The sequence below is a fragment of the Methanoplanus sp. FWC-SCC4 genome (genome assembly GCF_032878975.1).
Lineage (GTDB): Archaea > Halobacteriota > Methanomicrobia > Methanomicrobiales > Methanomicrobiaceae > Methanochimaera > Methanochimaera problematica.
In genome coordinates this window covers 2,266,938-2,283,269 of sequence record NZ_CP043875.1, presented here as the reverse complement: position 1 = coordinate 2,283,269, position 16,332 = coordinate 2,266,938, and the positions used below count along the sequence as shown (strand labels likewise).

The window sequence follows — 16,332 nt, the reverse complement described above, 5'->3', positions numbered from 1 at the left end:
TTTAAGGTGACTGATATATTCTTTAAAAATAATGGGAAATTTTCTCTCAGGGACCGTCAGGATCGTCTGAAACTCCCTTTTCCTGCCAGTAACCTGCAAAAAGACAGATAAATGATATTGCAATGGACAGAAAAAATACAGGCGAGAGCTCAACCGCCACAGGCACCAGAAGAACAAGACCCGGATTGCTTATTGTTACAACCGACCCGCCGGCAATCAGCGGGATATTTCCTGAAAAACCGGTTATACCAAAAAGTGCAACAACCCTGTCCATTGTAAGGCTCACAGCCAGAACAGCCGCAAAGAAAACAATCACAAGAATAAGGGGCTTTTTTGCAGCAGAACAGACAAGAACACCAGATATATCACGGTATCTGTGTAAGCCGCTCACAAGTGATCCCAAAAGCATCTCCATTCCGAATATGAGTATAAGAATTAAAAACGCAATGTTTAGCCAGTATAAAAGGGGGGAGAAGACCGGTACGCCCATATTCCTTATCTCTGCCATGAAGGGCGAGACGGAGACATGAAATGCATCACTCCCGAATTTTAAAAACCACCACGGTCCGAGGAACGGAAGGGCAAGCAGAAGCAGTCCTCCAAGCACACCCGGCCAGTTCACACCCCGATAATTCCAGGAATGATCTTCATGGACAGCCCAAGCCTCATTTTTTGAAAATCCCTCTTCAGATGACATATCTTCTTCTCTCATCCTCAATCACCCCCGGATCGATGCTGCCTGAATAAATCCACACTCCCTTTGCCTTAGCTGTCATTGAAAACCCGTATGATCCGGATAACCCGGAAAAACCTGATTTTAAAAAATTGTCCATCTGATCTTCGGGTATGGCACCAAAAAGAACGAAATCAGCTGTCAGGCCGGGACTTATCAAAAAAGGCTTTTCAAGTTCAAGATGTATCTTTTCATTCCCGAGATTTACTGATGTCTTTATCATCCTGACATCCAGCTCCGTGTCAAAACTGTTCTTCATAGTTCCCGGAAGAATCAGTTTTGTTCCGTCTTCCGAGAGCCTGTACTCCTGAAAAACGAATGTCCCTTCATCAGCCTTTGTGGCGGACAACAGCCCTAAAGAACTCCCAAAATCCCCCGAATCATCATAAAAGATAATCTTCTGGAGATCATATCCGCTCTGGGCGAACGCCGCTCCAAAAGCCAGAATGATTATAATCACAGGCAGAAGGTTAAGCAACCCTGCCAGTGCCCCCGCTTTCATGAAATCAAATAACAGTGCAGAGCATATAATATTTGTTAAAAAAATTGAAAAATAAATGATAAATAAAAGATAAATTATTTTGTTTCTCCCGCATTTTCAAATGACATGATCTCTTCTGCCGCCCTTAAGGCCAGCCCTGTTGCACGAAAAGCACTCTCAAGCTCTGAAAAATTCGGGATATGATTGTCATTGAGCACTTTTACCCCCGGAGCCATACCTTCACCGCCGATAAGGCATCCGACAACCATCTTGTCAGTCTGCCGTGAGAATACGACAGTCTCTTTTGCAAGCCTCACCGGGTCTATCGACGTAACCGGGGCTGCCGCAACATATGCAATATCCCATCTGTCCTGATAGCGTATCAGCATGTCAAGCGTTTTGGCATACCTTTCAACCCCTGCATCACCGATCATGTCTATCGGATTTTTCATGCTCCACCCCGAAGGCATGAAGGAGTCAAGCTCTTCTTTCATATCATCATCAAGATCGATAAGGCAGATGCCGTAATCCTCAGCATAATCAGCAGAAAGGACTGCAAAACCTCCCGCACTTGATACGACAACGGCACGGTTTCCTTTCGGCCACCCCTCGGATGCTAAAAGTCCCCCCGTCTCAAACGCCTCTGTCAGCGACATTGCAGGAATTATCCCCGATTCCCTGAATGCCTCATGATAAATTTCCCAGCTTCCTGCAAGAGAGCCCGTATGTGAACGTGCGGCAATCTTCCCCTTTTTAGACCGCCCCGCCTTTATCGCAACCACAGGAAGTCGTTTAATTATTTTTTTAACTGATTCGACAAACTTTCTGCCGTTTTTGAGTTCTTCAATATACAATACAACAGCCTTTGTCTGCGGATCTCTCTCCATGGCTCTCATGTAGTCTATAAATTTCAGGTCTGCCTGATTTCCAAGCGATATCACCGCAGACACACCCGTGTCAGCAACAAGCCCTGAATCGGTTATGGCAGATATTATTGCACCGCTTTGTGAGAGAAATGCCACAGGACCCGGTTGTGGAAGTTTCGGGCCGAAGGTGGCGTTTAAACGGAGTCCGGGGATCATAATTCCAAGGCAGTTCGGGCCTGCGAAACAGAGATCATACTTTCGGGCAATATTCAGGATCTCCTCTTCAAGAAGCCTGCCCTCTTCTCCCGACTCCCTGAATCCTGCTGATATTATTACTGCAAACCTGACTCCCGACTTTCCGGCATCCTCAAGAACAGCAGGTACGGCCTTTGCAGGTACACAGATGACAAGCCAGTCGGGAACCTCAGGTAGTTCTGAAACAGAATCATACGCTTTTACACCAAGAATCTCACTTCTTTTTGGGTTTACAGGGTAAAGCCTCCCTTCAAATTCCAGAAGATTCTGGAATACAAAATAGCCGATCTTCCCGGGTGTTGCAGACGCTCCCGCAACTGCAATTGATTTTGGAGAGAGAAAAGCTTCACTGGTGCAGAATTTTTCAGGCATTTCGACTTTTGGCTCAGGCACATCATCATCAATTATAAACCTTGCATCAACCGCAACAACGCCCGATTCCGTCAGTATCAGCGGGTTGATATCGAATGATACAATATCATCCCTTTTTTCAAAAAGATCCCCCAGTTTTCCAAGCATATCCAAAAGGGCCTCCCTGTCAAGCGGGGGGGCACCCCGAAAACCGCCTATAACAGAGGAGGCCCTGGTCTCATCAATCATCCCCGATATTTTTTCAGGCGTGAGCGGGAAAAGCCGAAATGATATATCCTTCCAGAGCTCAACAAGCGTCCCTCCCGTCCCAAACGAAAGAACCCTCCCAAAAGACGGATCAATAGTTCCCCCAGCAAAAAGTTCGGTTCCGGGGCTGACCTGCTCTGCAATTAAAACACCCGTAACCTGTGCATCGGGCATTTTCTCAGACACCCTTGACAAAAGTGAATTATATTCCCGGATTAACGATTCCTGATCAGGTATTCCGGTCACAACACCCCCCACATCACTTTTGTGTGAGATATCAGGCGACGATATCTTAATCACAATCGGATAACCGGTATATCCGGCAGCCCTTACCGCTTCATCTTCTGATTTTGCAAACCCGAATTTTGGTACATTAATCCCTGCATCTTTCAGAATCTCATACCCTTCAGCTTCTGAAATAATCCTCCCCGGCATGTTGCAGATATTCTGCATTTTATTATTTAATGAATGCCACAGCAGTCGCCGGATGAAAAAGATCCACAACCATAATATTAAAAAATAAAAAAGATCAGGGATTTTCGGTGCATCCGGGGCCTGATATCCGGCTTTTTCCGGCTGATCCTTTCAGAACGGAAATTCTTGCAGGGATTCTCTCTTTTATCGCACCCACATGTGAAATTATTCCGATAAGCTTCCCGTCATCATTGAGGCCTGCAAGGGTTTCAAGTGCTGTGTCAAGGGATTTTTCATCAAGTGTCCCAAACCCTTCGTCAAGAAACAGCGAGTCAACCCTTACCTTCCTGCCTGCCATCGCCGAGAGACCGAGAGCAAGGGCAAGACTTACAATGAAACTCTCCCCGCCCGAGAGGTTTTTGGTAGGCCTGATCTCACCTGCCTGATAGTTGTCGAGCACACAGAGATCAAGGGGTTCATCGGGATTTTTGAGGAGGATGTACCTGTCGCTCATCTTCGTAAGCTGTTTATTTGCATGCGAGATCATTATCTCAAACGTAAGTCCCTGTGCAAAATTCCTGAATTTTTTCCCGTCGGCAGAGCCGATCAGGGCATGGAGGCACAAAAACCTTTCAAGTTCGGATTTCTGAAGGCTGATCTCTTCAAGACGGTCTTGCATCTTCTCTCTTTCCTTTTGATCAGCCGAAAACCTCTCCTCAATTGCACCTATCTCCTTTTGAAGATCCTTGTGAATCTTTGATTTATTTTCCTCATCTGCGACCAAAACAGAGTGATTTTTGTCAGTGAGTCTTTTGTTTTCTTCTGCTTTTAATTCTGAGGATTTTGCGAGTATCTTTGTCAAAAACTCAGTTTCCCGATTTGAAATGCTTTCCTCAAGCTCAGTCAGGGCTTCAAGTTTTTCTTTTAAAATACGTGCATCAAGATATTCCTTTTCTGAAGAAAATCCGGATTCACTCAACTTTTTGCGGAACTTCTCCCCTGATGCATCAATGCTGATGTTTCTCAAATTAATGGAATTTAACAGATTTTCAGCCTCTTTTTTCATACCCTCTGTCAGGAAAGAATCACGTGAGCACTTTTGGAGGCATTCATTTACAAGATTTTCCGCAGATGATATCCTCTCACGGAGTGATTTATCCTCGAAATCAGGATTTTTATCTTTAAAAAGGGAAAATCTTTCTCCCTTTTTGGCATCCAGATCCTCATTGTACCGGCTCAGGAGATCAGATTCTGATTTCATTTCCTCCAAGACACGTTTTATAAAATGAGAATATTCACGGACTTTGGTCTCTTCCGCTGAGATAAACGACTCCTCAGCGGATTTTTTCCGCTCATATTCAATATACTCGCCGCGGAGTTTTTGGAGAGTTTCAAGAACAATATCTGTATTTTCCGGAGTGACGGCGGGTATTTTAAATCCGGATAATTCCGAGGATAATGACATACATGCAAAATTTTGGGACGACTCAAGAGAACCCGATTCCTCTTTGAGCCGATTTATTTCAAGAGCGGCATTGTTACGGGCATTTAATGCCAGAATCTCCTCTCTTTCAAGAGAATGAATCATATTCTGATAACTTTTCATCTCCGCCTCTGCCGCAGAGAGCGAACCCCCGGTCTTTTCAGCCTCTTCAATTATCAGGGAAATCCTCTCTCTTTCACATTTTATCGCAGAGATCTTTTCCAGTATCAGAGCAGCGGAAAATTCCGGTAAATTGTCTTCCTTTTCGTTGACAAAGGGAGAGAGTTCCTCCCAAATATTTGAGACTTCATCCTTAAGCTCCGTTATCCTGTCATTATTCCGCCCAATCTCCTGCTCAAGGACTGCAATATCCGTTTTGATTGTTGCTATTTTATTCTGCAAATCTGTAATTTCGGCGCCAAGGGATGCCATTTCAGAATCAGCCCCTTCTGCAAAAGGAACAAAAGAGGCGTAAGGATGATGGAGCGATCCACAGAGTGGACATGGTTTGTTGTCAGCCAGTTTTTTTCTTTCAGCCTCAAGGCTCTCCACACGGGCTTTTAAAAACGCCTTTTCTTCGCAAAGCTCATACATCCTTTTCCTCTCAGAATACCGCGACTCGAGATTTTGGAGATCCGGGGTTTTTTTCGCAAGTTCTGCTTTGGACTCAAAGACCTCCTTTGTTATACGCTTTATTTCAGAGGATTTCTTATCCATACCCTCAATTCTGTACAATATCCTTTCAAGTTTTTCTGATTCTGTTATCAGCTTTCTTTCGCTTGTCCTCCAGTATGGGAGATCCTCTCCTTCGAGAACTTTAGAAAGGCTCTCTTTGAGTTCTGATATAACAGACTCCCTTTCGCCTGTAAGGCAACGGGCTTCTTTTAGTTTTTCTTGAATCAGACCGAGGTCTTCAACTGATTTTTTCTCAGATATCACCGCAGAATCGAGTTCATCTCTTTTTTTGGATAACTCTTCAAAGAGGATGCAGAGAGATGCAATTTTTTCTTCAAGTACCGGATACCGGGCATTCAGATCGCTGCAGGAACTGTTTTCGAGAAGCCAGGTATTGAGAAGACCAAGATTTTCCCGGGATTTCTGAAGGTTTAAATTACAGGTGTCCAGTCCGGCGGAATAATCCTTCATCTGATCTTCAAGCTTCCGAAGCTGATTCTCCTTCTCGGGAATCCGGGACGATATTTCTTCAATTTTAATATCAAGGGCCCTGACATCCCCAATAAGAGAAAACTGCTTTTCGGAGTCCTCTTTAAGATGTGAAAGCTCCTCTTTGGACTCTTCGAGAATTTTCCGGCTATTCTTTAATTCAGCTTCAGCAGCCGGAATTTCATCAGAGAGCTTTTCATATTTTACATTCTCCCCCTTCTGCTGTTCTAAAAGCATTTCAAGCTCACAAAAAGCGCTTTCACACCTTTCAGCCTTTCTTGCAAGTGAGAGTTTTTCCAGCTCTTCCTTATGCTCCTCTTTTTCCCTAAGAACAGATGCCAGTGCGGATTCAAGCTCTTTAATATCTTTTTCCAGCTCTTCCTTTCTCAAAACCCAGCTGATGCACTGCCGGATTTTCAAAAGCTCTGCCCAAACCTCTTCCGCTTCAATTGTCCTCTCCGACATGGCATCAGAAAGCTCTTTTTTTATCTCGTCAGAAAGAAGATTGAAAGCCTTTAAACCCTCATTTAAGATATCAAGCTTTTTCCGTTCGGCAGAAGTTCTCTCATGAACCTTTTTTGATATGTCGCTGTAAATACCCGTTCCTGTAATCTGTTCCAGAATAGGTGCACGTTCAGTCGGTGATGCGTTTAAAAACGCCGCAAAACCCCCCTGTGCAAGCATTACCGATCTTGTAAACCTTTCAAAGTCCATCCCGGTAATCTCTTCAACAAGCCTTACGACCGCCGTTGTTTTCGATTCAAGTATCTCACAGATATCCGCATCGCAGATCTCATGGACAGGTTGCTGGAGATTTCCGTCTGGTTTTTTGTTTGCCCTTTTCTGTCCCCAGTAACACCTGTAAATTCTGTCCTTCGCCTCAAACTCGACTTCTGAGAAGCAATCCCACTTCTGCCTGCTCATAATCTCGTTTGTGCTTTTTGTTATCTTTCCAAGACGTGGTGTCTCGCCATATAATGCAAGACATATCCCGTCGAGAATGGTTGTCTTTCCAGAACCGGTCGGCCCTGTTATTGCAAATATTCCTGATGAAGCATAATCAGGGGCGGTAAAATCAATCGCCCACTCACCGCAAAGGGAGTTTAAATTCCTAAACCTTAATTTTAAAATTCTCAAAATATCCGCCCCCCTCTACTCCGCAAGCGTATCTTCCTCAAAGAGGCTGTTTAAAACCTCCGAGTAGGTTGCTATAAGCGACTCATGCTGATTTGAAGGCACCTGGTTATACGAAAGACACCGCCTGAATACATCCATCTCCGACAAATCATCAAGCGTTTCCCCCTCTTCCATTCCTCTGAGGACACTATCGGCAAAACGGTTGTTTTTAATCCTTAAAATCTCTACACAGGAATTTTTAACCAGACCTTCCACAATCCCGGAAAGATCTGTTACTATATCCTGCCCCTCATAAATGACCTCTGCCCAGACAGGAGTTTCTGATTTTATTATCCCGTTTATCCGGCCACTGATGTCATCCAAATCTCCCCTGACTGTTTCAAGCCTCTGAAGGACAGGGACCGAAATATCCCAGGTGTCACACACACCGGGGCTTAATTCTGCCACAATTACTTTTTTCTGCTGTTTTGCCTCCCCAAAACCCATAGGGAGAGGGGAACCCGAGTAACGGTGCTTCTCATTTCCCCCGACAGTCTGCGGAATATGCAGATGACCAAGGGCAAGATAGTCTATGCATTCAGGAAAATGTGAGGCATCAACACGGCAGAGTGTTCCCACGTACAGCTCGCGGACACCGTCACCCTCAGTTGTCTTTCCCCCGGTCGCAAACAGATGTCCGGTTGCAATAACCGGATAATTAATTCCGGATTTTTCCCTGATCTCAAGTGCCCTTTTACATACGAGATCATATTTCTGATAGATACCTTCAGAGAATCTCCGGTTTTTGTCCTCCATGCTCTCGTTTGCCTCAGCCCTCCTGATGTCACGGTCACGGAGGTAAGGGACTGCGCAGACAATGACACCCTGATCTTCGGGCGGATAAACTCCGTCACCCTCATCTTTGCCAAGCAGAATTACACATTCGTCCGGGTTTTCCGGCAATGACCCAAAAACATGAACATCCAGAAACCCGAGAAGTTCTTTTGGAGCGTTTAAAAGCGAAGGCGAATCATGGTTTCCCCCGGTCACCACGACATGCCTGCATACAGAACGGGCAACGCTGCACAGGAACCCGTAATACAGTTCAAGAGCCCTGTTTCCGGGAACAGGGCTGTCAAAAACATCCCCCGATATTAACAGGACATCGATCTCCTCTTTTTTAATCGTATCCAAAAGCCATTCGAGAAATCTTTCAAATTCCTCATATCTTCTCCTGCCGTAAAGAGAATTTCCAAGGTGCCAGTCTGATGTGTGAAGTATCCTCATTGATTTGCGCCTCTCAACATGATGATCGCATTATGATCAGGGTGCTGATTCTACAGGAAGTTTCATTTTCATGAAAATAATGCCCAAAGACGTCCCAAAACCCCTGTTAAAAGACATTTATATCATTACCACATATTAACCGATTCCATGCGGTGTGAAAGTGATATCGAAAATTTCCCCCCGAAACATCAGGACAAATTCGGAAGCTATAATAACAACCAAAGTCAACTTATTTAGGCAACACCAAGGGCCCGTAGCATAGTCGGTGGTGCACCCGGCTGATAACCGGGAGGTCGTGCGTTCGAGTCGCACCGGGCCCACTCGACTTTTCTTTTAATGTTTCATTCGTTCAGTTTCAACAGATTTATTTTGTAGTGTCAATTATCCAATAAGATAATGAAAAATAATTATAAGATATTACTTGCCGCAACGGTGATCATTTCCCTCGGACTTTTCTTAGTTTCGTATTACCTGACAGCAATAGGACTGATAATTTCAGGAACACTTGCAATGGTATTTGTAATGAATGAACACGGCAAAACCGTCCTGAATAAACCACGCCTCTTTCCGATACTCGGCGACGACGGACGGTCAGTCATAATTACAAACACAGGAGAAACGGATGCACTCTCCGTCGAAATCACAATAGTGCCCTCGAATCTGGAGTATTCATTTAAATCGATAGATGCGGATTCCGAAATAAAAATTGAGACAAAAGAGCTGGTCGGCAAAAATAAGATTAACATAGAATATTATGACAAATCAGGGGAGAAATTCACTGTAAAGGAAAATCTGACATTTGCGGAAGATACCGAATATGACCCCTTCAAACCCATGATACCAATGTTCAAATAGAAATAACAAATAATTTTAAAAATTTACTCCAAAACCCTTCAAAAATATTTACCGGTTGTTTTTATTTTAAAATTCTTTAATAATCAGGGAGATTCTTTAAATCCGGGATATAACATACAGCCTGAACCTCACCGGTTTCAGATAAAATCGGTTTTGCAGTCATTTCAATATCAAAGTGCTGCCCGTTCATGCAAAACGCTTTTTTGACTGAAACATCCTCCCCTTTATCAAAAACAGAATCAAGACAGCATTCCGGACAGCGTTCATTACGCTTCCAAAATAGCTGATAACATTTTTTTCCTGTTACCATTCCATATTCACACCGAAGTTTCTCCAAAGCGGAATCATTCACATCAATAATTTCCATCCCATCCGAGATTATAAATATAGCTCCGGGAAATAAATCAAGAACAGCGGCCATCTTCTTATTCGCATCCACGAGTGTCTTTTCCGCCAATACTCTTTTTATTGAATTTGCAGCACAGGAGGCCAGGTTTTCCGCAGATCTGCAGACTGCACCAGGGAATTCATCAAAAACCTTCGAGAATAAAACCATGAATCCAAACGGTTCGTTGCAGAAAGAGACAGGTATAACAGCAACGGATTTTATTCCCTCCTTCATCTCATCTGACGAGAGTAAAAGCCCCCCGAAAGTAAATACCTCTGAAGAAAAACCTTTTTTAAAAACCATTTCCCAACGCCCCGTATCACTTTTAAGATGCCTGTATTTAGAGACATATTCAGATGAAAAACCTCTCTGGGCTTTTAAGAATAAATCATTTGTTTTCTCATCGGCAAGATAAAACATCCCGCCATCAGCATGTGTGAAATCAAGTATCCTGTAAAGAAAAGAAGAGATCACATATTCAGGATCATCTGCTCCCGACAGTTCATGAATTAAATCCCTCTGGAGTTTTATCTCATCGGAATTCATTTTTTCCTCGGTTATATCACCAAAAAATCCGGAAATATTAATCGCCTTTTTATTTTCATCCACGGAACTGATTTTTCCAAACCCGTATATCCATAGGATATCAGCGTTCCTTTTCATGACTTTAAAAGAACCGCTCCAGAAATCAGTCCTTCCCTCAAGGCAGTCATTCAGGACAGAACTCATCCTTGCCCTGTCGCCTTCGTTAATCATGTCAAAAACAAGATCTGAATTTACCTCAACATTTTCCCCATGAAAACCAAGGATTTCAGCAGCCCTTTTACTAAGAGTAATGGTATCCTCATTAATATTCCAGTCCCAGAAACCAAGACCCGAGGCCTCAACAGCAAGTGTCAGCCTTTCTTTGACACCCAGCCCCTCCAAAACCGCTCCGGCATACTTTTTGTTCAGCTGATCCAGATCATCAGTACGCCTGCTGGCAAGGGATTTCAGATTCTCATAGTACTGTAAAAACTCATCTTCCCTTATTTTGTACCATGTAATATCACAACCAAGACCCTGATAGGCGACCAGATTTTCTTTTTCATCAAACAAACCCGATATCTTCCACAAATGCCATGCCGACCGACCCTCAGGAGAAATTGATCTGAATTCAAAAGGCTTTATCAGATTTTGATCCCCGAATGAATCTACCATGTAAAGGAGATCGCCATCTGATGAAACGGGCAGGTATTTATGACCCAGAATTTCATTCTTTTCCTTACCTATCATGCGGCAGTATGCTTCGTTTGCATATGTAACCGTCCCGTCGGGCATAAAACGACAGACATAATCGGGAATATTTTCGAGAATGTCATCCATCCTCTTCTCAGCAAAACTGCTCTCAACCGCTTTTTCCTTTCTACTGGACTCATCACTTAAAAGAATGCAGACACCGGGCATCCCGTCGTCAAAAACCAGCGGAAAAAAACTGATCAGAAGATAATATTCCCTGCCGTTAATCATTTTATGAATGTATTTAGAGCTCATTTTACCGCCAAGTGCATCCCTGCATGACGTGTTTAGAGCAACATCATCCAAAAAAGAAACTTCAGATATCTTTTTTCCCTCAGGATACCCGCCCTGATTTCCAAAAAATTTATTCCATTCCTCATTTGCACGACAGATTCTCATCCATCTGTTGATCATAATATAAGGATCCTTAAAAAATACTGACACAACGGATTCAGGCACTCTTGAGGTTTTCGAATAAATGCTGGAAGTCCCGGCTTTTTTTACGTCCACATCCCCTTTAAGCTGTAAAATTTTCAGGTTTTTTGCGACAGAATCCCTGTTCATCTCCAAAAGTTCAGAGACCTCCCTGATACAGAGACCGCCCTGATTTTCGAGCAGAATATCCCTTATCCTAAAAATATCCTCGTAATTTACAACCATTTGCATTATGAAGTTGATTTTAAAAATACATTATACGTCGCATATATGCATCTTATAATACGGATTTTGACTCCCTCCATGAAATGTTCATATCCTATTATACCACAACGATCCCTTACCAGCCGTTTTCAGAAACATTTCTTGAAAAAGGTTGGAAAAATATTCGACATTACAGTGACAATCAGGAAGTGATTCCAAGTGAAATCAAAAAGTGACAATAAATTTAACGATAATACGCAGGATAACAACGAAGAGCTGAGAATTCAGCTGAAACTTGCAAATGATTTTATAAAGGCAATTGCAGCGGGAGAAAACCCCAGGTCACTCTCGCAGGAATTTCACAATAACAATTGGGAGATTGTCAAAAATATCGAAAACTGCTCGGACACTATTGCTCTTGTGCACGATTCAGCAAAACAGATGAAAAAAGCTGCAGATGAAGGCAATTTTGACATTCGTGCAGACATGTCCGAGTTAAAGGGCATTTGGACAGACATTCTAAAAAGCTTCAACGATACCTTTGAAGATGTCGCAGAACCCTTAACCTCAACTGCCACATTCATAGAAAAGATAGGCAGAGGAGAAATCCCTCAAAAAATCACACACGAAAGGAAGGGCTATTTCAATACTATCAAAAATGACCTCAATTTGCTAATTGAGGAGATAAACATTCTTGAAAGTGACCTTTCAGGCCTGGCAAAAAGACACAAAGAAGGGGACATAGAGGCAAGATGCCATCCTGAAAAGCTGAGTGGGGTTTATTCAAAAATTGCACAGGGTATTAACGATACTATTGATGAAATAAGCAATCCGGTTTTTGAGGCTTTTGAAATACTTGACCTGTATTCCAAAGGTGACTTTTCACAAGAGATGAGAGAACTCGCCGGAAAACAGATTATTATGACAGAAACAATCAACGGTATCCGCAAAAATCTGATTGAAGTCATAAACGAGATAGGCACACTTGTTGAGAATGCAACCTCGGGAGAGATCAACTACCGTGCCGATGACTCGGCCCACTCCGGAGCATATAAAGAGGTGATACAGGGAGTGAATGAGACAATGGACGTCCTTGTAACACCTATGAAAGAGGCTATAAGGGTTACATCAGAGTTTGCAGACTGCAACTATAATGCCAGATTTGACACTAAAGTAAAAGTCAGCGGAAAACTCGTCATCTTCAGGGATGCACTTGACAACCTTGGGGATCAGCTTAAAAACTCGGTTTTAAACGTAAAAAAAGCCGTTTCAAAAATCGACATGGCAATGGAGGATGCAAGCAAGGGATCAGACGAGGTCACAAAGGCTGTTGAACAGGTTGCACTTACAAGCCAGAAGACCGCAGAAATCAGCAAAAAACTGATGGACAAAATAGAGGATGTTTCAAGACAGATGGCTGATATGTCGGCAGGTAATGAGGAAATTGCAGGCAGTTCCGAAGAGGTTTTAGGAGCAGTCAGGGAAGCTACAAAAACAGGTATTGAGGCACAGAAAATAGGAGAACAGACTCACAGCCAGATGGAGTCAGTTGTCGAGATCACCCACAACAGTGTGTCCGAGATCGAACAATTAAACCAGGAGATGCATGAGATCACTAATATTGTAAAGATGATCACAGACATCGCAAACCAGATTAATCTCCTGGCATTAAACGCTGCAATTGAAGCCGCCCGTGCAGGAGAACACGGAAGGGGATTTGCAGTCGTTGCAGGAGAGGTCAAAAATCTTGCCGCAGAGGCAAGAAGTGCAACTGATCACATTGAAAAAGTGATTGAGAAAGTGAGGATGAGCAGTGAAAAGACAACAAACGGCATAAAAACTGCAAACTCCGAGCTCAATGAAGGCGTGGCCGGCGTAAACAGGACAATAGATGCACTCAACCAGATTGTAAAGGAGGCAACCGCCGCCACAAACGCAGTTGAGGAGATAACAAAGGCAATTGAGGACCAGGCCCAGATTGCAACAAATGTTGCTCAGGATGCAAAAGAAGGTGCAGACCTCACCCATGACACACAGGGCAGAATCGAAGAGCTTGCCGCACTTGCCGAAGAATCAAGCGCATCCTCGGAAGAGATTGCAAGTGCAATGCATGAAGTCAATGAAATGGCATTACAGCTCGAAGAAGATATGAAAGTTTTTAAAATCGAGTGAAGTGAAAAGCCCATGACAGAAATAACTGACGTCGTTGAATTTGAGATCAGCGGCACCCTGTATGCACTTGATATACAGCTGACAAGGGAGATTATAGAAATCCTCCCAATCACACCCATTCCCTGCACACCCCCGTTTATAGAAGGCATAATTAATCTCCGTGGAGAGATCACAAACATCCTCAATCTCAGAAAAATAATGGGCCTTTCAGAGAAAGATGAGATAATAAATCAGAAGATTATTGTCCTGATGCCCGAGGCCGCAGGCGGCTCAAAAACAGGAATAATAGTTGACGATGTTCACAGCGTAATCCGGGTATCCGAAGATGACATCGAAAAGATGGACAATGCCATATCAGGAGAGGCCTTTGTTAAAGGAATTATAAAACAGGAAAGTATCTCACAAGCCGGCCCAAAAGGAACAAATAAAATCATAATCTGGATAGACCTTGAAAAAATAATACGAAACTGCATCATACCGGATAATAAAGAAATTTATGAAAACGCAAAAGCGGCTTCAGATGCAAACTGCTGAAAAATTCCTACAGGGCAAACCAAATCACGAATAACATTTTTTTTCTGTCTTTGTTTTTAAAAAAAAGTCCCCGGGTAGGGATTTATTGCTCTTTCATACCTATATCTTCAAAGACAAAGGCAATGGTTCTTTCAAGCGCCATTACAAGCTCTTTTTCTTCAGTCAGATACTGCTCGAGAGCCTTGTAAAGCATATACATAATGTCAAGACCGTAAATGGATACAGCCTCGTCTGCGGTTAATTCCTGCTTATATGAGTCAGTTATGTGCTCATCTGCCGAGTACATGAACTCGTAAAACATTCCGTCTTCCGAGAGAACACAGAACTGGTTTGTGACAGGTTTTGATGCATCATCCGGCCTGTAAGGCAAAGGCTCGGTTTTGCCAAGAACAAGCATCTTCTCTTCCGTGTAAACCTTGTCGTAAAGACCCCCCATGGAGTCAATTTTCGCACGGACAAGTAAATTTATTCCGGCTGATTTTGCAACAGGAACGGAAAGCTTTCCCATTCTTTCAAGCAGAACATCCTTTCCCTCTAAAATTCTGGAGGATGCGGACTCTTCCTTTGATTTTAGCTCATCAATCTGCCGCACAATCTCTAAAAAACCCTCTTCAATAATGTCCATTGAGAAATAATTGTCTCTCAAACCTAAAAAAAGAAACCAATTAAAAATTATTTATTTCAGGGAACTTTTCTCCGGGTGAAAACATAATAGCCTGCACAGGCAATTATTCCGAAAATCACCGCAATTGAAACAGGGTTGGTTACAAGGGAAACAATCTCGTTTCCGGAAACACCATCTATTTCAAGCATCATCTGATCAGAAAGGACCAGATTGTCATATTCATCACGGAACTTTATTCCCGTATCAAGCCCGTAAGGGATTTGCAGTGCGTCAGAAGCAAGGCTGAGTGTGAACATTGCAGAGGCGGTTTCCCCCGGCTTTACATCCCCAAGGAGTGCACTGTCAGTAGCTGCCGAAAAAGGCTTCACCGGGATAATCCTTGCCTTTGCACCGTAAGCCGTCGAATCTCCGGTGTTTTTAAACTCAACCTGAACTGTAACGGTTTCACCGGGCCTCATCAGACTTTTGCCCGAAACTATTCTAAATTTTGCACCCTTTCCGACAGAAACACCAATCTTCTCAGAAACTGACTCTTTTTCAGCACCGAACTCATCAGTGTAGACAATTCTGAACTCTTCAGGGTAGACGCCGCTGTCTATTGAATCGTCCACATAAACCTTGAAGCTGAGAGTTGAAACATCCCCGGGATTGAAATCACCGATACAGACACTTCCGCCGACAGGCTTTATGTGACCGGAAACTCCGCTCAGAACAGCGGAAGACTTTAAACCAACGCCATATCCTGCATTTCTGATCTTAAGAATAATATCGCCGGTATGCCCGGGATACATATTTCGCGTCTCAACCGAGATCACCTCAGGCTTTACAACCCCCTTTATCCTGACAGGGATATTCAAATCAACCGTTTTGTCCCTGTAGATATAGTCCCGGCGGCCCGGCTCTATCATTGTCTCTGCAAAAGTGTAGCTGTATTCAGTCCTGAGATTTAGTTCATAATCCCCGGCAGGAGCGTTCTCATCAATGTGAACATAAAACCTTGCAGGAGCACTATATCCGGCAGGCAGATCTCCGAGCATATAGGAAGCTGTCTTAACTGTTGCAGGAACATCACCGCTTAAAAGATTCACAGTCGTTTTAAGCGCTGTTGTCGGATTTATCTGATAGGGAGCATATAAAGAACCAACAAGTGCCTCGTTGTCAGTCCCCTGGTTTTCCAGGACAATTTCCAAAACCGCATCAGTTCCCGGATCAAACTCATTTTGCCCTGAAAGTGTTGCATATAGCTTTGGCTCACTTCCGGTAAACTGCTTGCCGGCAGCTGCTGCAGGCGATGTAAAAATGCCTGAGATCAAAAGCACGACAAGAAGCAGACCAAAATACCGTCTGAATAATTCATTCATTTTTTTTCCTCAACTTTCAAAAAAGATTGCTGAAATAATTTTTCAGGGAATCTTTTTTAACGG

At 43.3% G+C, this 16,332-nt stretch carries 11 protein-coding genes and 1 tRNA gene; 4 read left to right on the top strand and 8 right to left on the bottom strand.

The features are described from left to right. Positions 1–46 precede the first annotated feature (46 nt). The 5 genes from F1737_RS11445 to F1737_RS11425 form a co-directional block, all read right to left on the bottom strand. The gene (locus F1737_RS11445) at positions 47–712 is read right to left on the bottom strand and encodes a hypothetical protein (protein WP_317136707.1); all 666 of its coding nucleotides are present in this window, start codon (positions 710–712) and stop codon (positions 47–49) included. Next, complete coding sequence (locus F1737_RS11440) at positions 687–1,235, bottom strand: hypothetical protein (RefSeq protein ID WP_317136706.1); 549 nt, start codon at positions 1,233–1,235, stop codon at positions 687–689. Before F1737_RS11440 ends, F1737_RS11445 begins: the two co-directional genes overlap by 26 nt. A gap of 74 nt (positions 1,236–1,309) precedes the next feature. Next, positions 1,310–3,388 (bottom strand): acetate--CoA ligase family protein, encoded by a 2,079-nt coding sequence (locus F1737_RS11435; RefSeq protein ID WP_317136705.1) that lies wholly within the window; start codon positions 3,386–3,388, stop codon positions 1,310–1,312. Between the two features lie 94 nt (positions 3,389–3,482). Then, complete coding sequence (locus F1737_RS11430) at positions 3,483–7,151, bottom strand: AAA family ATPase (RefSeq protein ID WP_317136704.1); 3,669 nt, start codon at positions 7,149–7,151, stop codon at positions 3,483–3,485. Positions 7,152–7,166: 15 nt separating this feature from the next. Further along, the gene (locus tag F1737_RS11425; RefSeq protein WP_317136703.1) at positions 7,167–8,417 is read right to left on the bottom strand and encodes an exonuclease SbcCD subunit D C-terminal domain-containing protein; all 1,251 of its coding nucleotides are present in this window, start codon (positions 8,415–8,417) and stop codon (positions 7,167–7,169) included. Positions 8,418–8,664: 247 nt separating this feature from the next. On the opposite strand from F1737_RS11425, the gene F1737_RS11420 reads away from it, so the two are divergent. Continuing rightward, positions 8,665–8,737 (top strand) — tRNA-Ile (locus F1737_RS11420). 76 nt (positions 8,738–8,813) lie between these two features. Next, positions 8,814–9,272 carry a hypothetical protein gene (locus F1737_RS11415; protein WP_317136702.1) on the top strand — a complete coding sequence of 153 codons (459 nt, stop codon included), beginning with the start codon at positions 8,814–8,816 and terminating at the stop codon, positions 9,270–9,272. A 76-nt stretch (positions 9,273–9,348) separates the two neighbouring features. On the opposite strand, the gene F1737_RS11410 is transcribed toward F1737_RS11415, so the two are convergent. Further along, on the bottom strand, positions 9,349–11,604 hold the full coding sequence (locus F1737_RS11410; RefSeq protein WP_317136701.1) for a PAS domain-containing protein: 2,256 nt from the start codon (positions 11,602–11,604) through the stop codon (positions 9,349–9,351). Between the two features lie 192 nt (positions 11,605–11,796). Here F1737_RS11410 and F1737_RS11405 point away from each other — a divergent pair, with 192 nt between their 5' ends. Together F1737_RS11405 and F1737_RS11400 are read left to right on the top strand one after the other, a co-directional pair. Next, positions 11,797–13,749, top strand: coding sequence for a methyl-accepting chemotaxis protein (locus F1737_RS11405; protein ID WP_317136700.1), 1,953 nt, complete (start codon positions 11,797–11,799; stop codon positions 13,747–13,749). A gap of 12 nt (positions 13,750–13,761) precedes the next feature. After that, entirely contained in the window at positions 13,762–14,283 is a 522-nt protein-coding gene (locus F1737_RS11400; RefSeq protein WP_317136699.1) for a chemotaxis protein CheW, read from the top strand. Between the two features lie 82 nt (positions 14,284–14,365). Here the strand turns inward: F1737_RS11400 and F1737_RS11395 are convergent, their stop codons facing one another. Together F1737_RS11395 and F1737_RS11390 are read right to left on the bottom strand one after the other, a co-directional pair. Then, entirely contained in the window at positions 14,366–14,908 is a 543-nt protein-coding gene (locus F1737_RS11395; protein WP_317136698.1) for a hypothetical protein, read from the bottom strand. Between the two features lie 56 nt (positions 14,909–14,964). After that, positions 14,965–16,269: a COG1361 S-layer family protein gene (locus F1737_RS11390; RefSeq protein WP_317136697.1), complete on the bottom strand. Its 1,305-nt coding sequence runs from the start codon at positions 16,267–16,269 to the stop codon at positions 14,965–14,967. Positions 16,270–16,332: the final 63 nt, after the last annotated feature.